Annotated in this window: 23 protein-coding genes; 7 read left to right on the forward strand and 16 right to left on the reverse strand. The window is 58.3% G+C overall.

The annotated features are described in order from the left end of the window. The first annotated feature begins 104 nt into the window (after positions 1-104). Positions 105-515, forward strand: coding sequence for a Cu(I)-responsive transcriptional regulator (gene cueR / locus IM314_RS10045; protein ID WP_048957356.1), 411 nt, complete (start codon positions 105-107; stop codon positions 513-515). Here cueR and IM314_RS10050 read toward each other — a convergent pair. The 3 genes from IM314_RS10050 to IM314_RS10060 form a co-directional block, all read right to left on the reverse strand. Then, positions 512-964, reverse strand: a complete 453-nt coding sequence (locus tag IM314_RS10050) for an NfeD family protein (protein WP_028012207.1) — start codon at positions 962-964, stop codon at positions 512-514. The genes cueR and IM314_RS10050 overlap by 4 nt on opposite strands. Further along, positions 961-1875 (reverse strand): SPFH domain-containing protein, encoded by a 915-nt coding sequence (locus tag IM314_RS10055; protein WP_008499312.1) that lies wholly within the window; start codon positions 1873-1875, stop codon positions 961-963. The genes IM314_RS10050 and IM314_RS10055 overlap by 4 nt, the downstream gene beginning before the upstream one ends. Positions 1876-1985: 110 nt before the next feature. Beyond that, positions 1986-2843, reverse strand: a complete 858-nt coding sequence (locus IM314_RS10060) for a hypothetical protein (protein ID WP_041911048.1) — start codon at positions 2841-2843, stop codon at positions 1986-1988. Between the two features lie 246 nt (positions 2844-3089). Between IM314_RS10060 and fetA the strand changes: the two genes are divergently transcribed. Both fetA and fetB read left to right on the forward strand, forming a co-directional pair. Continuing rightward, positions 3090-3761 carry an iron ABC transporter ATP-binding protein FetA gene (gene fetA / locus IM314_RS10065; RefSeq protein ID WP_028012209.1) on the forward strand — a complete coding sequence of 224 codons (672 nt, stop codon included), beginning with the start codon at positions 3090-3092 and terminating at the stop codon, positions 3759-3761. Beyond that, entirely contained in the window at positions 3754-4536 is a 783-nt protein-coding gene (fetB, locus tag IM314_RS10070) for an iron export ABC transporter permease subunit FetB (RefSeq protein ID WP_045260704.1), read from the forward strand. Before fetA ends, fetB begins: the two co-directional genes overlap by 8 nt. 51 nt (positions 4537-4587) lie before the next feature. Here fetB and IM314_RS10075 read toward each other — a convergent pair whose 3' ends face one another. From IM314_RS10075 to tesA, 3 genes are read right to left on the reverse strand one after another with little or no spacing between them, the layout of a single operon-like run. Continuing rightward, positions 4588-5442, reverse strand: coding sequence for a co-chaperone YbbN (locus IM314_RS10075; RefSeq protein WP_193359303.1), 855 nt, complete (start codon positions 5440-5442; stop codon positions 4588-4590). Between the two features lie 58 nt (positions 5443-5500). Beyond that, complete coding sequence (locus IM314_RS10080; RefSeq protein ID WP_102863616.1) at positions 5501-6310, reverse strand: SDR family oxidoreductase; 810 nt, start codon at positions 6308-6310, stop codon at positions 5501-5503. Beyond that, positions 6300-6923, reverse strand: a complete 624-nt coding sequence (tesA, locus tag IM314_RS10085; RefSeq protein ID WP_048957352.1) for a multifunctional acyl-CoA thioesterase I/protease I/lysophospholipase L1 — start codon at positions 6921-6923, stop codon at positions 6300-6302. The genes IM314_RS10080 and tesA overlap by 11 nt, the downstream gene beginning before the upstream one ends. Here tesA and ybbA point away from each other — a divergent pair. From ybbA to IM314_RS10100, 3 genes are all read left to right on the forward strand, one after another. Then, on the forward strand, positions 6894-7580 hold the full coding sequence (gene ybbA / locus IM314_RS10090; protein ID WP_041912055.1) for a putative ABC transporter ATP-binding protein YbbA: 687 nt from the start codon (positions 6894-6896) through the stop codon (positions 7578-7580). The genes tesA and ybbA overlap by 30 nt on opposite strands. Continuing rightward, positions 7577-9991: a putative ABC transporter permease subunit YbbP gene (gene ybbP / locus IM314_RS10095; protein ID WP_059357446.1), complete on the forward strand. Its 2415-nt coding sequence runs from the start codon at positions 7577-7579 to the stop codon at positions 9989-9991. The genes ybbA and ybbP overlap by 4 nt, the downstream gene beginning before the upstream one ends. A gap of 182 nt (positions 9992-10173) precedes the next feature. After that, entirely contained in the window at positions 10174-11319 is a 1146-nt protein-coding gene (locus IM314_RS10100) for a porin (protein ID WP_193359304.1), read from the forward strand. 122 nt (positions 11320-11441) lie between these two features. On the opposite strand, the gene mnmH is transcribed toward IM314_RS10100, so the two are convergent. The 5 genes from mnmH to ppiB form a co-directional block, all read right to left on the reverse strand. Next, entirely contained in the window at positions 11442-12512 is a 1071-nt protein-coding gene (mnmH, locus tag IM314_RS10105) for a tRNA 2-selenouridine(34) synthase MnmH (protein ID WP_193359305.1), read from the reverse strand. A gap of 84 nt (positions 12513-12596) precedes the next feature. Next, on the reverse strand, positions 12597-13664 hold the full coding sequence (purK, locus tag IM314_RS10110) for a 5-(carboxyamino)imidazole ribonucleotide synthase (protein WP_193359306.1): 1068 nt from the start codon (positions 13662-13664) through the stop codon (positions 12597-12599). Next, the gene (purE, locus tag IM314_RS10115; RefSeq protein ID WP_193359307.1) at positions 13661-14170 is read right to left on the reverse strand and encodes a 5-(carboxyamino)imidazole ribonucleotide mutase; all 510 of its coding nucleotides are present in this window, start codon (positions 14168-14170) and stop codon (positions 13661-13663) included. The genes purK and purE overlap by 4 nt, the downstream gene beginning before the upstream one ends. Before the next feature lie 119 nt (positions 14171-14289). Next, positions 14290-15012, reverse strand: a complete 723-nt coding sequence (gene lpxH, locus IM314_RS10120; protein WP_041911038.1) for a UDP-2,3-diacylglucosamine diphosphatase — start codon at positions 15010-15012, stop codon at positions 14290-14292. 3 nt (positions 15013-15015) lie between these two features. Next, positions 15016-15510, reverse strand: a complete 495-nt coding sequence (ppiB, locus tag IM314_RS10125; RefSeq protein WP_000256009.1) for a peptidylprolyl isomerase B — start codon at positions 15508-15510, stop codon at positions 15016-15018. 175 nt (positions 15511-15685) lie between these two features. Here ppiB and cysS point away from each other — a divergent pair, with 175 nt between their 5' ends. Then, the gene (gene cysS / locus IM314_RS10130) at positions 15686-17071 is read left to right on the forward strand and encodes a cysteine--tRNA ligase (protein ID WP_041911037.1); all 1386 of its coding nucleotides are present in this window, start codon (positions 15686-15688) and stop codon (positions 17069-17071) included. A gap of 85 nt (positions 17072-17156) precedes the next feature. On the opposite strand, the gene IM314_RS10135 is transcribed toward cysS, so the two are convergent. The 5 genes from IM314_RS10135 to folD form a co-directional block, all read right to left on the reverse strand. Continuing rightward, positions 17157-17678 (reverse strand): metal-dependent hydrolase, encoded by a 522-nt coding sequence (locus IM314_RS10135; protein WP_041911036.1) that lies wholly within the window; start codon positions 17676-17678, stop codon positions 17157-17159. 73 nt (positions 17679-17751) lie between these two features. After that, entirely contained in the window at positions 17752-18768 is a 1017-nt protein-coding gene (gene malI, locus IM314_RS10140) for a Mal regulon transcriptional regulator MalI (RefSeq protein WP_048957408.1), read from the reverse strand. Between the two features lie 83 nt (positions 18769-18851). After that, positions 18852-20351, reverse strand: a complete 1500-nt coding sequence (locus IM314_RS10145; protein WP_028012223.1) for a PTS transporter subunit EIIC — start codon at positions 20349-20351, stop codon at positions 18852-18854. Positions 20352-20633: 282 nt separating this feature from the next. Then, complete coding sequence (ybcJ, locus tag IM314_RS10150) at positions 20634-20846, reverse strand: ribosome-associated protein YbcJ (RefSeq protein WP_028012224.1); 213 nt, start codon at positions 20844-20846, stop codon at positions 20634-20636. A gap of 1 nt (position 20847) precedes the next feature. Further along, a complete protein-coding gene (gene folD, locus IM314_RS10155) occupies positions 20848-21714 on the reverse strand; it encodes a bifunctional methylenetetrahydrofolate dehydrogenase/methenyltetrahydrofolate cyclohydrolase FolD (protein ID WP_028012225.1) in 867 nt (288 codons plus the stop codon). Between the last annotated feature and the right edge of the window lie 50 nt (positions 21715-21764).

Here is a 21764-nt window from a genome sequence, read left to right on the forward strand (position 1 = left end):
AAACTCCCGTATAATATATTGGTCAGTTGTTGACCGGAGTAACGCTTTTCGCTAACTGTTATGAAGGTTAAACCTTCCATCAAGGGGAAGGTCAAGGGGGAAATGTGAATATCAGTGACGTGGCAAAAAAAACCGGCTTAACCAGCAAGGCGATCCGCTTTTATGAAGAGAAGGGGCTGGTAACGCCACCGCTGCGCAGTGAAAACGGCTACCGCAGCTACACGCAGCTGCATCTCGATGAACTGACGCTGCTGCGCCAGGCAAGACAGGTGGGGTTTAACCTGGAAGAGTGCGGCGAGCTGGTTAACCTGTTTAACAATCCGAAGCGCCACAGCGCGGACGTGAAAAAACGCACGCTGGAAAAAGTGGCGGAGATCGAGCGCCACATCATCGAGCTACAGGCGATGCGTGAACAGCTGCTGCAGCTGGCGGAATCCTGTCCGGGTGATGACAGCGCCGACTGCCCGATTATTGATAATCTTGCCGGCTGCTGCCATCGCAAAACCCACGTCTAGCAGGCTTTTACCCGCAGCGTAATCCCTTCCACCGCAATGACCTCAACCTGCGTTCCGGCGCTGAGGTCGTCGTCGGCCACCACCGGCCACGAGCTGTCGCCCACGCGCATGTGCCCGCGCCCGTTCACCAGCGCGGCGTCAAGCGTAAAGCGCTTGCCGACAATCTGCTGTCCGCGCTGGTTGAGATGCGCGTCCAGCGGTTTCTGCTCTTTGACCTGACGGTTAAGCCAGCGCCACCACAGCCAGGCGGCAACCAGCGTCAGCACGGCAAACAGCGCGCCCTGCCACGCCCAGCCCAGAGGAAGGATCCAGACCAGCAGGCCCGTAATGACAGCGGCAACACCGCTCCAGAGCAGGTAGCCGTTGCCGCCAAGCATCTCCGCCGCCAGCAATAAGCCACCGAGGCTTAGCCAGAAGGCATGAGGATGTGCAACGATGAGCTCAATCATTTTTTACGCTCGTTTCCGCTGTCTTTGATCAGTTCGGCGATCCCTGCGATAGAGCCCATCAGGCTGCTGGCGTCCAGGGGCATCATCACCACTTTGCTGTTGTTCGCGGAGCCGATCTCTTTCAGCGCATCGGTATATTTTTGCGCCACGAAGTAGTTCACGGCCTGGATATCACCGGCGGCAATCGCCTCGGAGACCATCTGCGTTGCGCGGGCTTCCGCTTCTGCGGAACGTTCACGCGCTTCAGCCTGTAAGAACGCGGACTGACGGTCGCCTTCGGCTTTCAGGATCTGCGACTGTTTTTCCCCTTCCGCTTTGAGGATCTCCGCCTGACGGACCCCTTCGGCTTCCAGAATATAGGCACGCTTGGTACGCTCGGCCTTCATCTGCGCGTTCATGGAGGCGATCAGCTCTGCCGGTGGGCGCACGTCGCGGATCTCAATACGGGTGACTTTGATCCCCCACGGGTTCGTTGCCTCGTCAACAATGTGCAGCAGGCGGGTATTGATGCTGTCGCGCTGGGAGAGCATTTCGTCCAGCTCCATCGAGCCGAGCACGGTACGGATATTGGTCATCGTCAGGTTGACGATCGCCAGCTCCAGGTTGCTCACCTCATAGGCCGCTTTCGGCGCATCAATCACCTGAATAAAGCAGACGGCATCAATGGTAACGTTGGCGTTATCTTTGGAGATCACTTCCTGAGAGGGGATATCCAGCACCTGCTCCATCATGTTGATCTTGCGACCAATCCGGTCCATGAACGGCACAATCAGGCTTAGGCCGGGCTGCAGCGTGTTGGTATAGCGGCCGAAGCGCTCGACGGTCCACTGGTAACCCTGAGGGACAATTTTGACACCTGCGCCCACGATAACCAGCGCGACGAATATAAGGACGGGAACAACGATGAGCATAAAAACCTCCTGTTTTGCATGCTTTGATGAGAAAAAGCGCGTGTTTGCTATTCGTAAGTATATCGGCTAATGGACTAAAATTCGCCCCGTCCGACGGGCGGGGCAGAGCGTTAGTGGTAGCTGTAGGTAAAGTCAGCGATCAGCGCATCGTCACCCGCATCGGCGATGGCTTTCGACAGGCCGTGATAGAAGGTCTCCAGCCCAATCTCTTCGACCTGGCGCAGCTGCTCGCGGATCGGCGCGCAGAACAGTTCCGCATTGCCCGCGCCCACGCGCTTGTTGTTCGGCGGAAGCTGACCGGTGATCCCTTTAAACCAGGTGCGTACCGCGCCCTTCAGAGAGGTGGGTGCGTCGTTGACGGCGTCGTGTCCCGTCAGAATTTGCAGCGTCGGGAACTGGTCTGCACAGACTGCCGTTTTCATACGCGCATAAAACTGGCTGAAGAGTTCGAAAGACTGCAGATCGGTGACTTTGGGTTTGGTCGTTTTGCCCTGAACGTTGCCGGTCTTTTTCGCCGCGGGCTGCGCGGGCGCCAGCTTATTGAGCTGCAGATCGAACAGCAGGTTCGCGTGTTCGCGTCGTTTGCTTACGTCCGGGAAGCGTTCGATAAACGCGCGGATAAATTCCGGCGTCATCAGGTCCGCAAAATCATGGTTGACCAGCCACTGGCCGCGGGCAAACTCACCGGGAGACTGGAACCAGGCCGGAACCTTGCCCGGCTCGAACTCTTTGACATTCCCTCTGCCGTCGATTTCAACGAAGCGAGTGCCGTTATCAAACGCAAAGCGGCAATTCTTCAGCTGAATGACCGGCTTCATCTTCAGCAGGCCCTTAACGAACCGGACAAGCTCTCCCCCGAACACATAAGCCGTAACGGATTCTGAAGCAATGGCGGCAAGAAGCTGATCGATGGTTTTCACGCCGGGTTCAAGTTCAGAGAACTCATAAAAAGTGTGAATATTAGACATTCTTGTACTTCCTTATTGTGTTGCGGGCAGAGCTTAACACCACTTTAACGAATGTTCTAAACCAGGGATGCGGAAGTGTCGCTAAGGTCACGGCGTAAACTGTAAAGCGAAAGTGTAAAGCATGTCTAATGAATGCACGGTAAACACAATCGGAAGTCTTGGTGGCGAAAGGGGGCGCTAAAACGCGTTGTGACGAACGTGCGGCACGGATTATGCTAATAACGCTCAGGAGTTACTGGAAAAAATATGAACAACGAAAATGCAGTTTTGCAGATAAAGGATGTCGGCTTTCGTGTCGCAAATAACACGATCCTTCAGCACGTCGGGTTTAACCTTTCTCCCGGTGAGTTCAAGCTGATAACGGGGCCGTCAGGCTGCGGTAAAAGCACCTTACTGAAGATTGTGGCCTCACTGCTGAGCCCAACGGAGGGAACCATTCTGTTTGAAGGGCAGGATATTGCGTCACTTTCCCCGGAAAGCTATCGCCAGCAGGTCTCTTATTGCGTCCAAACGCCCGTGCTTTTTGGCGACACGGTTTTTGATAACCTGATTTTTCCGTGGCAAATCCGCAATAAAACGCCGGAGCCGGAAAAATTCATCGACGATCTGGCCCGTTTTGGCCTGGCGAAGGAGACGCTGACCAAATCCATCAGTGAGCTCTCGGGCGGCGAAAAGCAGCGCGTCTCGCTGATCCGTAATCTGCAGTTCTTACCGAAGGTATTGCTGCTGGATGAGATCACCAGCGCGCTCGATGATGCCAACAAACGCAACGTCAACGAGATTATTCATCGTTACGCCCGCGAGCAGAATATTGCCGTGCTGTGGGTGACGCACGACTCAAACGAAATTACCCATGCGGATGACGTGATTACGCTCCAGCCGCACGGCGGGAAAATGCAGGAGGCCAACCGTGGGTGAGCATAACATTACCAATGAATCTCTGGCGTTTTCGATGGTTCTGGTGCTGATTGCTATCGTCGTCAGCTACCGGGAAAAGCTGGGCCTGGAAAAAGATATTGTCTGGAGTATCTGCCGCGCGGTGGTTCAGCTCATCATCGTCGGCTATGTGCTGAAGTATATTTTCAACGTCAACCACGCGGTGCTGACGCTGCTGATGGTGCTCTTCATCTGCTTTAACGCGGCGTGGAACGCACAGAAACGCAGTAAATATATTGATAAGGCGTTTATCTCGTCATTTATCGCGATTACCACCGGGACGGCGCTCACCCTGGCGGTGCTGGTACTCTCTGGCTCGATTGAGTTTACGCCGATGCAGGTGATCCCTATCTCCGGGATGATTGCGGGAAACGCCATGGTGGCCGTTGGCCTGTGCTACAACAACCTCGGCCAGCGTTTCAGCAGTGAACAGCAGCAGCTGCAGGAGAAGTTAAGCCTGGGGGCGACGCCAAAAGTGGCTTCAGCGCGGCTGATTCGTGAGAGCATTCGCTCATCGCTGATCCCGACCGTGGATTCTGCCAAAACGGTGGGGCTGGTGAGCCTGCCGGGCATGATGTCGGGGCTGATCTTTGCCGGTATCGATCCGGTAAAAGCGATTAAGTATCAGATCATGGTGACGTTTATGCTGCTTTCCACGGCGAGCCTGTCAACCATCATTGCCTGCTACCTGACCTATCGGAAGTTCTACAACCCGCGCCACCAGCTGGTGGTGACGCAGTTGAAAAAGACGGGGTAATATCGGTTTTTTGTAGGCCCGGTAAGCGTTAGCGCCACCGGGCATTTTTTGTTAGTAGAGCAGCGCGTACAACTGACGACGATACTTCGACGCCAGCGCGTCTCCGGTGCCCAGCGCGGCCAGGATCTCCTGGAACATCTTGCGCGCCTGACCGTCTGCGGCAGCCAGATCTTTCTGCAGGTGGCTGAACAGCAGCTCCAGCGCCTCTTCGTTACGTCCCACCTGATGCAGCTGGAGCGCCAGCTGGCTTGCCAGCGCGGCATCCCCCGGGTTGTCGGCCACCTGCTGCTGCAGCTGCTGAATTTCCGGAGTGTCCGCCGCCTGCTTTAGCAGCTCAATCTGCGCCACCAGCCCCTGATAGCGAGTATCCTGATCCTGCATTGGTACCGTCTTGAGCACGGCTTCCGCGTCTTCTGAACGGTGCAGGGCGATCTGCGTTTCCGCCAGCAGCAGGCCGATCTGGCTGTTCTGGTTCGACAGCTGCCACGCCTCTTTCAGCAGCGGCAGCGCCTCGTCGTATTTGCCTTCCTGCATCAGCGCCATCGCTTCCTGCGCTTTCAGCTCTTCTTCGCGCGGCAGCACTTTATCCAGCAGGGCGCGAATCGCCTCTTCCGGCTGGGGTCCCTGGAAGCCATCGACAGGCTGGCCGTTCTGGAACAGATAAACGGTTGGAATGGCGCGCAGACCAAACTGCGACGCCACCATCGGTTCGGCGTCACAATCCAGTTTCGCCAGAATGAACTGACCGTTGTACTGCGCGGCAAGGTTTTCCAGCAGCGGCGTCAGCTGCAGACAGTGCTGGCTGCGCTCAGACCAGAAGTAGAACAGCACCGGTTTAGCCATCGACTGTTCGAGGACCTGTTGCAGGTTTGCTTCTGTAATATTGACGATATTCTGTACGGACATGCGGCTTTCTCTTTTGTCGGTTTACTCTTTACATGGGGATGAGCGTCGTCGCTTCAACTCAGCCGTGCAAAATTTTGTCCATTATCCTGCCCGGCAGCAGGCGCTTTAACCAGCCGACGGCATGGGTGACCAGCGTCACCGGATAGCGCATTTTGGGATGCTCGCTCTCAAAAGCATGGCGCACTTTGGCAACCACCGCCTCTGGCCCGAGGGTAAAACGTGCGGCGATGCCGGGGTTTTCGACCGGCTTGTCCGCCTGGGTCTGGTTCACGTTTTCGGTAAAGCGGGTGCGGATCGGGCCGGGTTCAATCAGGCTGACCTTGATGCCGCTATGGCGCAGCTCCATGCGCAGGGCGTCGGACCAGGCTTCCAGCGCATATTTGCTGGCGGCGTAGGCGCCGCGGCCCGGGGTGGAAATCAGCCCCATCACTGACGATGTCATTACGATGCGCCCTTCGCCGTGCGGCAGCATGGCCGGGAGCAGACGCATGGTGAGCTGATGGACGCCGAAGAAATTGGTTGAAAACTGCTTCTCCAGCGTTTCGCGCGAGAGCGTATCCAGCGGGCCATACACGCCGTAACCGGCATTATTAAAGAGACCGTACAGACGGCCTTCGGTCAGGGCTATCACCTCGTCGGCGGCGCGTTCAACGCTCTCCGGCGAGTCCATATCCAGCTGTATGCCGGTAAAGCCCAGCCCGTTCATGCGCTCGACATCGTCAGGCTTGCGGCACGCTGCCAGCACCCTAAATCCCTGGCGCTTTAGTTCAAGCGCGCTCTCAAGGCCGATTCCGCTGGAACATCCTGTAATTAAGACCGATTTTTGCATAACTTTACCTGTCAGGAACTCCGCTGAATTACGAGTCATGTTTAACTAAAGGAGCCAGCCGCGTTGCCATCCAGTCGGCAATAAACGGCTGCGCATCGCGATTGGGGTGGATACCGTCGTCCTGCATCCACTGAGGTTTGAGATAGACCTCTTCCATGAAAAATGGCAGGAGCGGAATATCAAACTCTTTGGCAAGCTTAGGGTAGATCGCGCTAAAGGTCTCATTATACCGACGACCGTAGTTGGCGGGCAGGCGAATTTGCATCAGCAGCGGCTGGGCGTTTGCCGCCTTGATGTCCCGCAAAATGGTGCGCAGCGTTTGCTCGGTTTGCTGCGGCTGGAAGCCACGCAGGCCGTCATTACCGCCAAGCTCAACCAGCACCCAGCGCGGCTGATGCTGCTTAAGCAGCGCAGGCAGGCGCGACAGACCCTGCTGCGAGGTATCGCCGCTGATGCTGCCGTTGATAACGGTCGTCTTGCTTTGCCATTTGTCATTGAGCAGAGCCGGCCAGGCCGCGCTGGCCGCCATGCGGTAGCCCGCGCTCAGGCTGTCGCCAAGAATCAGTAACGTGTCCGCTGCCGCCGCGCGGAAGGTCATCAGCATCAAAAACAGGAAGGGCAAATGCCAGCGGAAAACAGTGTTGAAGTTCATCGTCTTAAGAAGTCCGTCGGTCAGGGGGAGCAGGAGCTTTCAATCCTTACCGGAGTTGAACTCGTTGTCAAACGCGCCGAAACCATCGCGCTGATTGGCGAATCCGGTTCCGGCAAGTCTACGCTGCTGGCGATTCTGGCCGGTCTGGACGACGGCAGCAGCGGCGAAGTCCACCTGGTCGGGCAACCGCTGCACCAGCTTGATGAAGAGGCGCGAGCCGCGCTGCGCGCGCGGCATATCGGTTTTGTCTTTCAGTCTTTTATGCTGATCCCGACCCTGAACGCGCTGGAAAACGTCGAGCTCCCGGCGCTGCTGCGCGGCGAAAAGAGTCGCGAAAGCCGCACGCATGCGAAGGCGCTGCTGGAACAGCTCGGCCTGGGCAAGCGCCTCGACCATCTTCCGGCACAGCTTTCCGGCGGCGAGCAGCAGCGCGTGGCGCTGGCGCGGGCGTTTAATGGCCGCCCGGAAGTGCTGTTTGCCGATGAACCCACCGGCAACCTTGACCGTAAAACCGGCGACAAAATTGCTGATCTGCTGTTTTCGCTTAACCGCGAACATGGCACCACGCTGATCCTCGTGACCCACGATCCGCAGCTGGCCGCCCGCTGCGACCGCCGCCTGCGGCTGGTGAACGGTATTCTTCAGGAGGAAGCATGATCGCCCGCTGGTTCTGGCGCGAATGGCGCTCGCCCTCGCTGCTGATTGTCTGGCTGGCGTTAAGCCTGGCGGTGGCCTGCGTGCTGGCGCTCGGCAGCGTCAGCGACCGTATGGAAAAAGGGCTCAGCCAGCAGAGCCGCGAATTTATGGCCGGGGACCGGGCGCTGCAAAGCTCGCGTCCTGTGCCGCCAGGCTGGATTGAGGAAGCGCGCAAGGAAGGGCTAAAGGTGGGGGAGCAGCTCACTTTCCAGACCATGACCTTCGCGGGGGACACCCCGCAGCTCGCCAGCGTGAAGGCCGTGGACGACATCTACCCGATGTACGGGGAATTACAAACCAGCCCGCCGGGGCTAAAGCCGACGCCCGGCACGGTGCTGCTGGCATCGCGCCTGATGGCACTTCTCAACCTGAAACCCGGCGACAGTATTGACGTTGGCGATGCCACGCTGAAAATCGCCGGGGAAGTGGTGCAGGAGCCCGACTCCGGCTTTAACCCGTTCCAGCTCGCGCCGCGCCTGCTGATGAACACCGCCGATGTCGCGAAAACCAACGCCGTCCAGCCGGGAAGTCGCGTCACCTGGCGCTACAAGTTTGGCGGCACGCCCGCGCAGCTGGAGGCGTATGAAAAATGGCTTCTGCCGCAGCTCAAGCCGGAACACCGCTGGTACGGGCTGGAGCAGGACGAAGGGGCGCTCGGCAAATCCCTCGAACGTTCCCAACAGTTCCTGCTGCTGTCGGCGCTGTTAACCCTGCTGCTGGCGGTGGCGGCGGTTGCCGTGGCGATGGGGCACTACTGCCGCAGCCGCTACGACCTGGTGGCGATCCTTAAAACCCTCGGCGCGGGGCGGGCGCAGCTGCGCAAGCTGATCGTCGGTCAGTGGCTGATGCTGCTGGCCCTCTCTGCGCTCACCGGCGGAATAATAGGCCTGCTGTTTGAAAAACTGCTGATGGTGATGCTGAAACCGGTGCTGCCGGCCGCTTTGCCCCCGGCAAGCCTCTGGCCGTGGCTGTGGGCGATGGGCGCGATGACGGTGATCTCGGTGCTGGTGGGGCTGCGCCCGTACCGCCTGCTGCTCGCGACGCAGCCGCTGCGGGTGCTGCGCAATGATGTGGTGGCGAACGTCTGGCCGCTGAAGTTCTATCTTCCGGCGATTATTGCTGTTGCGGTCGGGCTGCTGGCCTGGCTGATGGGCGGCAGCACCCTGCTGTGGGCCGTGCTGGCCGGCGCGGTGGTACTGGCGCTGCTGTGCGGCGTGCTGGGCTGGATACTGCTCAACGTCCTGAAAAGGCTGACGGTAAAATCCCTGCCTGTGCGGCTGGCGGTCAACCGCCTGCTGCATCAGCCCTGGTCAACGCTCAGCCAGCTGTCGGCCTTTTCGCTGTCGTTTATGTTGCTGGCGCTGCTTCTCGTGCTTCGCGGAGATCTGCTGGATCGCTGGCAGCAGCAGCTTCCGCCGGAAAGCCCGAACTATTTCCTGATCAACATCGCACCGGAACAGGTGACGCCGCTGAAGGGTTTCCTGTCGGAGCATCACATTATCCCCGAGTCGTTCTATCCCATCGTCCGCGCGCGTCTGACGCAGATCAACGGTCAGTCAACCGAGGGGAACAAGGATGAGTCGCTTAACCGCGAACTCAACCTGACCTGGCAGGAGAAACGTCCCGACCATAACCCGATTACCGCCGGTAGCTGGCCGCCGAAAGCGGGAGAGGTGTCGATGGAAGAGGGACTGGCGACGCGCCTGAACGTGAAGCTCGGGGACAGCGTGACCTTCACCGGTGATACCCAGGATTTTACCGCCAAAGTCACCAGCCTCCGTAAAGTGGACTGGGAAAGCCTGCGGCCAAACTTCTTCTTCATCTTCCCGCCGGGCGCGCTGGACGGGCAGCCGCAGAGCTGGCTGACCAGCTTCCGCTGGGAAAACGGCAACGGCATGCTGACGCAGCTTAACCGGGAGTTCCCGACGGTGAGCCTGCTGGATATTGGCGCGATCCTCAAACAGGTCGGGCAGGTGCTGGAGCAGGTGAGCCGCGCGCTGGAGGTGATGGTGGTGCTGGTGACAATCTGCGGCATATTGCTGCTGCTGGCGCAGGTGCAGGTGGGCATGCGCCAGCGTCATCAGGAACTGATAGTCTACCGCACGCTCGGCGCGGGTAAGCGGCTGCTGCGGGCGACGCTCTGGAGCGAGTTTGCGCTGCTTGGGCTGGTGGCGGGTCTGGTCGCGGCGATTGGCGCGGAGACGGCGCTGGCGGTGCTGCAGACAAAGGTCTTCGACTTCCCGTGGGAGCCTGACTGGCGTCTCTGGCTAGTACTCCCTCTCTGCGGCGCGGTGCTGCTCTCCCTCTGCGGGGGCTGGCTCGGGGCGCGATTGTTAAAGGGCAAGGCCCTGTTCCGGCAGTTTGTGAATTGATTTGGCATGGTAATCATTACGCACCGGTTTTTATGCCGGTGCGTAATGCTTAAATAGCACAAAGCGATAATGCCAACGCATTTAGTAGCACAAAACATTAAAAACCCGCCCACACAGCCCGAAAATTTCCGGTTAATATTCACCAGCTAAATATTTAGCAGCGTGTCTATTAAGGAAAAATAATGACTATAAAAAAATCAGCGCTGGCGGCAACGATCGGCGCGGCAGTGGCATTGACTACTTTTGCATCTCAGGCAGAAATCACCGTACTTAAGCAGGATCCTCAGGCGGGTAACCCGCTGAGCCGCCTGAACTTCACCGTTGGCGGCAGCATTCGTCCGCAATTCCAGAACATGACCGGCGATGACGGCAAAAACGGCTACAAGCGTAACGGCTTTGACGGCGGTACCCGCTTCCGTTTCGCGGCAGACTACTACCTGTTCGATGACATCAGCTGGATCAGCTACTACGAGCTTGGTGTGAACATTCCGGCGCAGTTTAACTGGGATAACCACTACGCCGACGGCGCGCACGACACCTCACGCCGTATGCTCTACACCGGCCTGAAGAGCGATACCTGGGGTACGCTGACCTTCGGCCAGCAGAACAGCGTGTACTACGATGTGGTGGGCGCGAAAACCGATATCTGGGACTACGACATGATCGGCCAGGCGCCGGGTAACGGGATCAACGGCGACTACGACGGCTCTTACCGTTCACGCCAGATGCTGAAATATAAGAAAACCGTGGGCGATGCGGACATCTATGCATCCTACCTGTTTGAAGACAGCGAATACCTGCCGGGCAACGGCCTGCGCTACAAGCGTAAAGGCGGCGGCTCACTGGGTATCGATTACCACCTGACCACCGATCTGACCTGGGGCGCTGCGTGGAACTACACCCGCGCGGATATGCGTAACCCGGACAACGGCGACAGCAAATCCTACGACCAGAATATTGTCGGTACTGCGCTGAGCTGGACGCCGGACAACTGGACCTTCTCCGCTGGCGGCGGCTGGTACCAGAACTTCCTGATCACCAAAAAAGTGTCTGTTAACGACTACTTTGCGGGCGACGCGTGGGGTATTGAATACTTCGCAGGGTACAAATTCCCAATCGGTCAGTACGCGGTGAAATCCATCCAGCCTTACTTCATGGGTGACCGCATCGAGTACGTGAACGGCCGTAACTACCAGCGCATCGACAACGGCGTGGGTATCAGCTTCCAGCTGGATTACGGTTTCCGCGTGGATTACGAACACGTGTTCACCTCCAGCACCGACAACCTGGGCGACATGAACCTGGTGCGTCTGCGTTACGACTTCTAAGCGGTCTTGTAGGTTGCGGGCTGATGCCCTCACCCTGACCCTCTCCCACCGGGAGAGGGAACAAACATTAAAAACGGCAACCAGGTTGCCGTTTTGCTTTTACCTCTCCACCCGGCTTTCTTTTAGCGGTTAAGCCAGTCAGCGACCTCGCCGTACGTCCCGCGATAGACAATCTTCTCCGCCTTTTTCTCCAGCTGATAGCCGTACATCGGGTCGTAATAGTCCTTCAGCAGCGGTACAAGCCAGCTGAAGTGCGCGTCGGTGCTGCCCGTTCGCTGTTGTTCGGCAAGTGCCGCGTCCAGTAGCGCCGTAAATTCCGCAAAACGCTGTAGCCCAAGCCGACGGCGAATGGCAAACAGGCCGTGGTGCAGGTACTCGCTGTACTCCTTCCAGCCCGCCTCCTCACCGTACGCGGCAGTAAAATCCGCCCACATGTGGTCAAAATACTCTTCGCGCAGGCGCTCAAGACGGGTTTCAAACGGGTCTTCGACGACAACGATAGGGGCGTCAACCATGCGGTCGCGCAGGCACTCCGGCAGGTGGTTGGAGCCAATCATCCGGCCCTCGTCCTCCAGCACCCAGCGCGCGGCGTCTTTTTTCAAAAGCTCAACCGCAAGGTGATTCTCAAAGCTCGCCTGGGAAAGCTGCGGCGTAAGCGTGCGGCCAAACGACGAGCCGCGATGGTGCGCCAGCCCTTCCAGATCGATGCCCTGCGCGTGCTGCTTCACCAGCAGCGTTTTACCGTTGCCGGTACAGCCGCCAATAAGCACCATCGGCTTTTGCGACTGCTCAATGGTGACCTGAATTGCCGTCTGGCGCAGGGCCTTATAGCCGCCGCGGATCAGCGGGTAGTCGATGCTAGCCTCTTTCAGCCAGGCCTGAGAGATATGCGAGCGCTGACCGCCGCGCGCGCAGCAGAGATAGCCCTCGGGGTGCGCAAGGCTGGCTTCACGCCAGGCGTTAATGCGCGACTCCCGCGTCTCGCCGCTCACCAGGCTATGGCCGAGCGCCAGCGCGGCGTCGGGTCCCTGGCGCTTATAGCAGGTACCGACGGCGGCACGCTCGTCGTCGTTCATTAAGGGCAGGTTGAGTGCGGCGGGCATCGCACCCTGGGCAAATTCGATCGGCGCGCGAACGTCGATTAAAGGGGTATCAGACGCGAGGATCGCGCGATAGTCCGTTCCATCGTTCATGGTGATTCCAGAAGAAAACTCAGCAGCAATGGGCGGGGATTGTACGCCGGGGAAGGGGAAGGTCAACTCCCCGGCGCAGATGTCTTACTTGAGCTTTGACTGTGCCCAGACAATTCCGCTCGCGTATTCTGGCGGCAGGAGAGGAACGATCGCCTCCAGGGTGGCGCTCAGGCGGTCGGTATCGCTGTCGTTCAGGTTGAGATGACCCACTTTACGACCCGCGCGAACCTCTTTGTCATACCAGTGCAGATGCACCAGCGGCAGCTTCAGCCAGTCGTAGTTCAGATCGGTCCCGATCAGGTTGATCATCACCGACGGGCTGTTAACGACGGGCTGTGGCAGCGGCAGGTCGGTGATGGCACGCAGGTGCAGTTCGAACTGGCTGATGGAGGCGCCGTTTTGCGTCCAGTGGCCGCTGTTGTGCACGCGCGGCGCCAGCTCGTTGACCAGCAGGCCCGACGGCGTGACGAAGCACTCCATCGCCATCACGCCCACGTAGTCCAGCTCGTGCATGATGGCAGAAAGCATCTCTTCCGCCTGCGCCTGCTGGTCGGCATTGGCGTGCGGGAAGGCGACGCTGGTGCGCAGAATGCCGTCCTGATGCAGGTTATGCGTCAGCGGGTAAAACACCGTGCGCCCATCGTGCCCGCGTGCGCCAACCAGCGACACTTCGCCGCTGAAGTTGATGCCCTGCTCAACGATGCACTCGCCGTAGCAGTCGTCCGGCAGCTCGGCGGTGTCGCCTGCGCGCAGGCGCCACTGGCCGCGGCCGTCGTAGCCACCCACGCGGCGCTTCACAATCGCCAGCTCGCCCAGCATGGCGAAGATGTCGTTCCACTCGCTTTTATCAGACAACAGCTGCCACGGGGCGGTTGCGAGGCCCAGCTTGTCGAACAGCTGCTTCTGCGTCAGACGGTCGGCAATGATCGGGAACACGTCGCGGTTCACAAAGGCGTTATGGCGCGCCAGCTCGCGGGTCAGGGCGGTTTCCGGCCAGCGTTCAATTTCGGCGGTGATTACGCTCTGATGGAACGGCACGGCTTCCGGCTCGGCGTCCAGCCCGACGGGCCAGACGGCAATCCCCAACGGTTCGCCAGCCTGACGCAGCATGCGGCCCAGCTGGCCGTTGCCGAGGACGCAAACCTGCTTCATGCCGCACCCCGCGGGTCCGGATTATCCAGCACCTCGTCGGTCTGGGCTTTACGCCACTCCGCCAGGCGTTGGTGTAAATCTTTGTCGTGCGTTGCAAGAATTTGCGCGGCCAGCAGGGCGGCGTTCGCCGCGCCCGCTTTGCCAATTGCCAGCGTGCCGACAGGAATACCGCGCGGCATCTGGACGATGGAGTAGAGGCTATCGACACCGCTTAACGCGGCGCTTTGAACTGGGACGCCCAGAACCGGCACCAGCGTTTTGGCGGCAATCATGCCCGGCAGATGTGCTGCGCCGCCCGCACCGGCAATAATCACCTCATACCCGTTCTCTTCGGCGTTTTCGGCGAAGCTGAACAGTTTGTCCGGCGTACGGTGTGCGGAAACCACTTCAACGTGGTGCGGAACATTCAGGATTTCAAAGATTTCGGCGGCGAACTGCATGGTAGCCCAGTCGCTTTTGGACCCCATCACGATGGCGACACGCGCCGGATTATTGCGGGAAGACATGCGTCTTAAAACTCCTGTGGTGCGAAACACACTGCTTTCGAGGGCACAGAGAATAGCATGTTATACGGGCAAGGAAAACGGTTGCGTGGCTGAGAAACAAGCGAAACGACGAGAAAACGTTAAAACGGAAAAGCGATCAGTTCGACACCGTCGGGAGTGACTTTGACCATCGAACCCTCAGTATGCCATGCGCCCAATACCACGCGATGGGCCGGTTCACCGTTGGCGCTCAGAGAATGCACGTCAGGGCGATGGGTATGACCGTGGATCAGCCACTGAACGCCATGCTTTTCCATCACGCTCACCACAGCTTGCGGGTTGACGTCCATGATGGTCAGGGATTTGCTGCTGTTGGCGGCTTTGCTGCCCGCACGCATTCTGGCGGCGATGCGGTTGCGGATAAACAGCGGCAGGGCAAGGAACACCTTCTGGATCCACGGGGTGTGGACCTTGGCGCGAAACGCCAGATAGCCGGTATCGTCGGTGCAGAGCGTGTCGCCGTGCATGATGAGTACCTTGCGGCCATAGAGATCGAGCACCTGTTCTTCCGGCAGCAGCGTCATACCGCTTTCGCGGGCATAGCGCTTGCCGAGCAGGAAATCACGGTTGCCGTGAATGAAGTAGCAGGGGACGCCAGAATCTACCAGCGTTTTAATGGCGGCAGCCATTTCACGATGCAGCGGGTTAGGATCGTCGTCGCCAATCCAGGCTTCAAACAGATCGCCCAGGATGTACAGCGCGTCGGCGCTTTTCGCTTCACCGCGTAAAAAACGCAGAAAACCGGCGGTTATCGCCGGTTCTTCTGTTTGCAGATGCAGATCCGCAATAAAGAGTGTCGCCACGAATTACTCGCTGACGGTCACGCTTGTAATCACAACGTCTTCTTTAGGAACGTCCTGGTGCATGCCGCTGCGGCCGGTAGAGACGGCTTTGATCTTGTCGACCACGTCCATACCTTCAACCACTTCTGCGAACACGCAGTAGCCCCAACCCTGCAGGCTTTCGCCGGAGAAGTTCAGGAAGTCGTTGTCCGCTACGTTGATGAAGAACTGCGCGGTGGCAGAGTGAGGCGCCTGAGTACGGGCCATTGCCAGCGTACCGCGGGTGTTTTTCAGGCCGTTGTTCGCTTCGTTTTTGATCGCCTCTTTGGTCTCTTTCTGGCGCATGCCAGGCTCGAAACCGCCGCCCTGGATCATAAAGCCGTTGATCACGCGGTGGAAAATAGTGTTGTTGTAGAAACCTTCGCGGCAGTAGTCCAGGAAGTTTTTAACTGTTTCAGGCGCTTTGTCATCAAAGGTCTTGATTACGATATCGCCATGATTAGTGTGGAAAGTAACCATTTTTGCATCCTGTTCCGTTATTGTGGTACGTCGACCCGCCTTCGGGTCATATATAGGGGCTTGTTATAGCATAACCACAGGACGCGATCACCTTGCATTGTGTGCTGATCCTATTCCGAATTATGGGTATTATATGGAACAAACAACTCACACACGTGTTTACATGGAATCTTCGATGTTAAAAATCTTTAATACAATGACGCGCCAGAAAGAGGAATTTAAACCTATCCATGCCGGGGAAGTCGGCATGTACGTGTGTGGTATTACGGTTTACGATCTCTGTCATATCGGCCATGGCCGCACCTTTGTCGCGTTCGACGTGGTCTCTCGCTACCTGCGCTTCCTGGGCTATAACCTGAAGTACGTGCGTAACATCACCGACATCGACGACAAAATCATCAAGCGCGCTAATGAAAACGGCGAAAGCTTTGTTGCGCTGGTGGATCGCATGATTGTTGAGATGCACAAAGATTTTGACGCCCTCAATATTCTGCGTCCGGACAGCGAGCCGCGTGCGACCCACCATATCCACGAAATTATCGAGATCACCGAAAAGCTGATCGAACGCGGTCATGCGTACGTAGCGGAAAACGGCGACGTGATGTTCTCCGTGCCGACGGATCCAACCTACGGCGCGCTTTCCCGTCAGGACCTGGACCAGCTGCAGGCCGGCGCGCGCGTGGACGTGGTGGACGTGAAGCGTAACCCGATGGACTTCGTGCTGTGGAAAATGTCCAAAGAGGGTGAACCAAGCTGGCCATCCCCGTGGGGCGAAGGCCGTCCGGGCTGGCACATTGAATGTTCAGCGATGAACTGCAAGCAGCTGGGCAACCATTTCGACATTCACGGCGGCGGTTCGGATCTGATGTTCCCGCACCACGAAAACGAAATTGCGCAGTCCACCTGCGCCCACGGCGGCGAGTACGTTAACTACTGGATGCACTCCGGGATGGTGATGGTTGACCGCGAGAAGATGTCGAAATCGCTGGGCAACTTCTTCACCGTGCGCGACGTGCTGAAGTATTACGATGCGGAAACCGTGCGCTACTTCCTGATGTCTGGCCACTATCGTAGCCAGCTGAACTACAGCGAAGAGAACCTGAAGCAGGCGCGCTCGGCGCTGGAGCGTCTGTACACCGCGCTGCGTGGCACCGATAAATCTGTGCCTGCGGCGGGCGGCGAAGCGTTCGAAGCGCGCTTCGTTGAGGTGATGAACGATGACTTCAACACCCCGGAAGCCTACTCCGTACTGTTCGACATGGCGCGCGAAGTGAACCGCCTGAAGTCAGAGGACATGGCGGCGGCGAATGCGCTGGCATCTCATCTGCGTAAGCTCTCTTCCGTGCTCGGCCTGCTGGAGCAGGAGCCGGACGCGTTCCTGCAGAGCGGTGCGCAGGCGGACGACGGTGAAGTGGCGGAGATTGAAGCGCTGATTAAAGCGCGTCTGGAAGCGCGTCAGGCCAAAGACTGGGCGGCGGCGGATGCGGCGCGTAACCGTCTGACCGAGATGGGCATCATTCTGGAAGACGGCCCGCAGGGGACGACCTGGCGTCGTAAGTAAGTCTGTAACGCCCGGTGGCGCTAACGCTTACCGGGCCTACGGGTAAAAGTAGGCCGGGTAAGGCGCAGCCGCCACCCGGCTTTTTTTACCTTCTTTTCCACCACAACATCCCCATCAGCACCACCCCCGGCAGCCACACCCACAGCAGTTCCGAGGTAATGACCTCATGCCCGTACGGCGTGGCGTAGCGCGACAGCGCAAACGGCGCGACCTTAATCACCTGCCACGGCGCAAAGAAGCGCTCGTCTGACCACGGCCACAGCCAGCCGACGCCTTTTCCGCCGGTGGTAACGGAATCCAGCAGGCTGTGCGACAGCAGTGAAACGGTTAAGAACAGCCAGCAGCGCGTCAGGCTGGCCCGGAACCATCGTCGGCCAATCAGCACGCAGAGTATCGGTACCGCAAAGGCAAACAGCAGCGAATGGGTAAAGCCGCGGTGGCCGAAAATATTCCCGTAGGCGACGCCGAATTTGAACGCCAGCACGTCGGCGTCCGGCAGCATGGCGAGCACGATCCCGGCAAACAGCAGGCGGGGAGGGATGACTTTCGTTCCCAGACCTAAGCCCAGGCAAAGGGGAACAGCAGCGTGAGTGATAACGGTAGGCATTGCAATTATCCATGGCAAATCACAGCAATATAGCAGCGAATTCGCTGCAGCAAACCTGTGTCAAATTCTGATTTTACGCCGACTCGCGGGCGATAAGCTGCCCGGACAGCGTAATGCGCTGGGTTTGCAGATCCGGCTCCTTCAGCTTGCGGATAATCAGCCCCGCCGCCTGTCGTCCGGTTTCATCGCTGGCCGAGGAGACGTAGGTGAAGGAAGGGGAGGTGAGGTTGACGTGAAGCATATCTTCAAAACCGATCAGCGCCACCTGCTGGGTCAGGAACACGTCTTTCCCCACGGTGCGGCCCACCTGATGAATGCCGGAAATGGAGCCGATCATCGCATCCGGGGAGTGGCAAAGCAGGGCGGTGATGGAGCTGTTTTTCTCCAGCAGCTGGCGCGTTGCCATCGCGGCGGCCTGGGTGTCGTCGCTGCAGGCCGGTGAATAATCATCGCGCCAGACCAGCCCGTTTTGCGTCATCGCGCTGCGAAAGCCGAGCAGGCGCTGCTCGCGGATAAGACAGCCCTCGCGTCCGCCAATGTAGGCGATCGTGCGGTGTCCGCGTTCGATAAGATAGCGTGCGGCCAGATTCGCCGCCTGGCGATTATCGCGCATGACCAGATTGCATTTTTCGTCCAGCAGAGACTGCGAGACCGCCACCAGCGGCAGCGGGCACTGGCGGATCTGCTCCGGTAAAGCGTCGTTACGGGTGTCAGACGCCAGATAAATAACGCCCGCGACGCCCTGCTGCTTAAACGACAGCAGGGTCCGTTCCAGATGTTCCTGGTCGTTCAGCGGCTGGCCGAGAAACACCATATAACCCTGCTTCTCCAGCTCCTGAACGATGCTCGCCATCACCTTGATGGAAAAGCTGTCGCTGAAGTCGCGCAGGATCAGGCCGATAAGATTGGAGGTGTTGGCGCGGAGGTTGGCAGCGGCAACGTTATGAACATAGCCCAGCGTCGTGATGGCGGCATTGACCTTCTCGATCGTCGCCTCTGAGATTTTCCCTTTCTGACGTAGCACCAGCGACACGGTAGAGACCGAGACGCCCGCGTGCTTTGCGACATCAATGATGCTGACTTTCTTCAAAACCGCTCCCTGAAATTTACCGATTATCAGCCGGATAAGACACGTCTCCCAGCGTACAGGAGACGTGTCGTTCAGGCATCTTATTATTTGCCGATCATGGTGGACATGGTCTGGGCGATAAACTGTGCTCTGGCACCGAAAATCACCTGGATCCCGTTGTCGCCGACGAAGACCACGCCGCGCGCGCCGAGCCCGTTCAGTCCGTCCCTGTCCACCGCATCGCTCTTCGCCACTTCCAGACGCAGGCGGGTGATGCAGGAGCCGACGGAGTCAATGTTCTGCGCGCCGCCCAGCAGGCCGATGATTTCGGTGGCAAGTTCGGAATCGGACTTGTCATTCGCGCTGGCGGTCACCTCCGTACGGCCCGGCGTTTTCACGTCGAAACGACGGATCACGAAGCGGAACGTGAAGTAGTAAATCAGCGCCATCGGAATGCCGATGATAATGGCACTCAGGAAGTTGGTCTGATAGCCGTTAAACGACGGCAGGATCCCGAACGACAGGTAGTCGATAAAGCCCGCCGAGAACGATTTGGCGATATGCGCGTGCAGCAGGTACATGGTCATGTACGCCAGGCCCGCCATGATGGCGTTGAAGACGTACAGAATCGGCGCCACGAAGATAAAGGTGAACTCTACCGGCTCGGTGATCCCCGTCAGGAAGCAGGTGAGGGCAGCGGAGAAGAGAATACCGGCCGCGATTTTCTTATTCTTCGTATGCGCTTCGTGGTACATCGCCAGGCATGCCGCGGGCAGCGCGAACAGCATCAGCGGGAACTCGCCCTGCATGAACTTACCGGCGTTCTGGTAGGTGTCGCTGCTGAAGGATTTCACCCCCTCTTCGAGCATTTTGAACCAGATGGTCTGGTCGCCGTGGATCACCTGGCCCGCCTGGGTGGTGTAATCCCCGAACGAATACCAGAAGGACGGATACCAGATGTGGTGCAGGCCGAGCGGGATCAGCGCGCGCTCCACCAGCCCGAAGATAAAGGTTGATGCCGCCTGGTTATCACCGTTTACGATCACGGAGAGCGCGTCGATACCGGCCTGAATATGCTGCCAGACGTACGGTAGCAGCAGCCCCATCAGGAAAGAGAGGAACGCCGTGGCGATCGCCACAAAGCGCTTCCCGGAGAAGAAGCCGAGGAACTCCGGCAGCTGCATGGTGTGGAAGCGGTTGTAGCACCAGGCTGCGAGAATGCCGCAGATAAGCCCGCCGAAGACGCCCATCTGCAGCGTCGGGATGCCGACCACCATGGCATATTTTCCGCCCTGTGAGGCCATTTCCGGCGTAATGCTCAGCACGGTGCTGATGGTGATGTTGGTGACAAACACCGACACCGCCGCCGAGAGCGCTGCAATGCCGGATTCCGAGGCCAGACCGACAGCAGAGCCGATGGCAAACAGCATCGGCAGGTTATCAAAGATAACCCCGCCGGCGTTCATCATCAGCGGCAGGTGGAACTTATCGCCGAAGGCCAGCAGGAGGCCCGCAGCGGGAAGCAGTGAAATTGGCAGCATTAAGGCGCGACCAATCATCGATAACTTAGACAGCGATTTAACAAATCCTGATATCAGACTCATGCTGATTTCCCCCGAGTAGCGCTTTTTAAGCGCTGTTATTGTAAGTAGAACGTTTTAGTAGAACGTTCTACTTATCGTGGGGAAAGAGTGAAAAACGCGCAACTGAAATCTCACCTTTCAACAGATGAAATAGTGATTATTTGAAGTTGATCGATAAATAACCGTGATGGGTGTGAGGGGATAGAGATAGAAATTGCCGGGTGGCGGCTTCGCCTTACCCGGCCTACAAACGGAGACAGTACGTAGGCCCGGTAAGCGCAGCGCCACCGGGCAACAAACGGCTTACGCCGTCACGGTCACGCTCTGCCCTTCAAAACTCACGGTCTGGCCGGCGACAATCTTGCAGCGCTTGCGGGTTTCCACCACGCCGTCTACTTTCACCTGTCCGTCGGCGATAACGATTTTCGCCTGCGCGCCGCTTTCGCTCCAGCCTTCGAGCTTGAGCAGATCGCACAACTCAACGTGCGGGTGTTTGCCTAATGAAAATGTGGCCATCTTATGCTTCCTCTACATCGTGGTACTCTTCGCATGCCTGCAAAGTATTCTGAATCAGCGTTGCTACAGTCATCGGGCCAACGCCGCCCGGCACTGGCGTAATGTAAGAGGCGCGAGCCGCCGCATCTTCGTACACCACGTCGCCGACTACTTTGCCGTTTTCCAGACGGTTAATCCCGACGTCCACGACAATCGCGCCCTCTTTGATCCACTCGCCCGGAATAAAGCCCGGCTTGCCGACCGCGACGATCAGCAGATCGGCGTTTTCAACGTGGTGACGCAAGTTTTTGGTAAAGCGGTGGGTCACGGTGGTGGTGCAGCCGGCCAGCAGCAGCTCCATGCTCATCGGACGGCCCACGATATTGGACGCGCCGATGACCACGGCGTTCAGGCCGTAGGTGTCGATGTTATAACGCTCCAGCAGCGTCACGATGCCGCGCGGGGTGCACGGGCGCAGACGCGGCGCGCGCTGGCACAGGCGGCCTACGTTGTACGGATGGAAACCGTCGACGTCTTTATCCGGCGCGATACGCTCCAGTACCTTCACGTTGTCGATGCCCGCAGGCAGCGGCAGCTGAACCAGAATGCCGTCGATCTCTTTATCGGCATTCAGGGTGTCAATAAGTTCCAGCAGTTCCGCTTCGCTGGTGGTTTCCGGCAAATCGTAAGAGCGGGAGACGAACCCCACCTCTTCACACGCTTTGCGTTTGCTGCCGACATAAATCTGTGATGCCGGGTTGCTGCCAACCAGCACAACGGCCAGCCCGGGAGCGCGTTTTCCGGCGGCTTTACGCGCCTTCACTTTTTCCGCGACCTCAGAGCGCACCTGCTGCGCAATCGTTTTACCGTCAATAATCTTTGCTGCCATCAGAGAGAAGATTCCGTCTGTAACGTTTGAAGGGGGGATTGCCTGTATTT

The organism is Enterobacter cloacae complex sp. P42RS, assembly GCF_014930595.1.
Classification (GTDB): Bacteria; Pseudomonadota; Gammaproteobacteria; order Enterobacterales; family Enterobacteriaceae; genus Enterobacter; species Enterobacter bugandensis.

What these genes read in the sequence shown, in the direction of transcription:
- ybcJ (WP_028012224.1), bottom strand. Translation starts at nt 20,846, where the DNA reads ATGGCCACATTTTCATTAGGCAAACACCCGCACGTTGAGTTGTGCGAT.
- mnmH (WP_193359305.1), bottom strand. Translation starts at nt 12,512, where the DNA reads ATGAACGATGGAACGGACTATCGCGCGATCCTCGCGTCTGATACCCCT.
- purK (WP_193359306.1), bottom strand. Translation starts at nt 13,664, where the DNA reads ATGAAGCAGGTTTGCGTCCTCGGCAACGGCCAGCTGGGCCGCATGCTG.
- purE (WP_193359307.1), bottom strand. Translation starts at nt 14,170, where the DNA reads ATGTCTTCCCGCAATAATCCGGCGCGTGTCGCCATCGTGATGGGGTCC.
- IM314_RS10075 (WP_193359303.1), bottom strand. Translation starts at nt 5,442, where the DNA reads ATGTCCGTACAGAATATCGTCAATATTACAGAAGCAAACCTGCAACAG.
- ybbP (WP_059357446.1), top strand. Translation starts at nt 7,577, where the DNA reads ATGATCGCCCGCTGGTTCTGGCGCGAATGGCGCTCGCCCTCGCTGCTG.
- fetA (WP_028012209.1), top strand. Translation starts at nt 3,090, where the DNA reads ATGAACAACGAAAATGCAGTTTTGCAGATAAAGGATGTCGGCTTTCGT.
- IM314_RS10135 (WP_041911036.1), bottom strand. Translation starts at nt 17,678, where the DNA reads ATGCCTACCGTTATCACTCACGCTGCTGTTCCCCTTTGCCTGGGCTTA.
- IM314_RS10080 (WP_102863616.1), bottom strand. Translation starts at nt 6,310, where the DNA reads ATGACTCGTAATTCAGCGGAGTTCCTGACAGGTAAAGTTATGCAAAAA.
- IM314_RS10145 (WP_028012223.1), bottom strand. Translation starts at nt 20,351, where the DNA reads ATGAGTCTGATATCAGGATTTGTTAAATCGCTGTCTAAGTTATCGATG.
- folD (WP_028012225.1), bottom strand. Translation starts at nt 21,714, where the DNA reads ATGGCAGCAAAGATTATTGACGGTAAAACGATTGCGCAGCAGGTGCGC.
- IM314_RS10060 (WP_041911048.1), bottom strand. Translation starts at nt 2,843, where the DNA reads ATGTCTAATATTCACACTTTTTATGAGTTCTCTGAACTTGAACCCGGC.
- ppiB (WP_000256009.1), bottom strand. Translation starts at nt 15,510, where the DNA reads ATGGTTACTTTCCACACTAATCATGGCGATATCGTAATCAAGACCTTT.
- IM314_RS10050 (WP_028012207.1), bottom strand. Translation starts at nt 964, where the DNA reads ATGATTGAGCTCATCGTTGCACATCCTCATGCCTTCTGGCTAAGCCTC.
- IM314_RS10055 (WP_008499312.1), bottom strand. Translation starts at nt 1,875, where the DNA reads ATGCTCATCGTTGTTCCCGTCCTTATATTCGTCGCGCTGGTTATCGTG.
- ybbA (WP_041912055.1), top strand. Translation starts at nt 6,894, where the DNA reads ATGCCAGCGGAAAACAGTGTTGAAGTTCATCGTCTTAAGAAGTCCGTC.
- tesA (WP_048957352.1), bottom strand. Translation starts at nt 6,923, where the DNA reads ATGAACTTCAACACTGTTTTCCGCTGGCATTTGCCCTTCCTGTTTTTG.
- IM314_RS10100 (WP_193359304.1), top strand. Translation starts at nt 10,174, where the DNA reads ATGACTATAAAAAAATCAGCGCTGGCGGCAACGATCGGCGCGGCAGTG.
- cysS (WP_041911037.1), top strand. Translation starts at nt 15,686, where the DNA reads ATGTTAAAAATCTTTAATACAATGACGCGCCAGAAAGAGGAATTTAAA.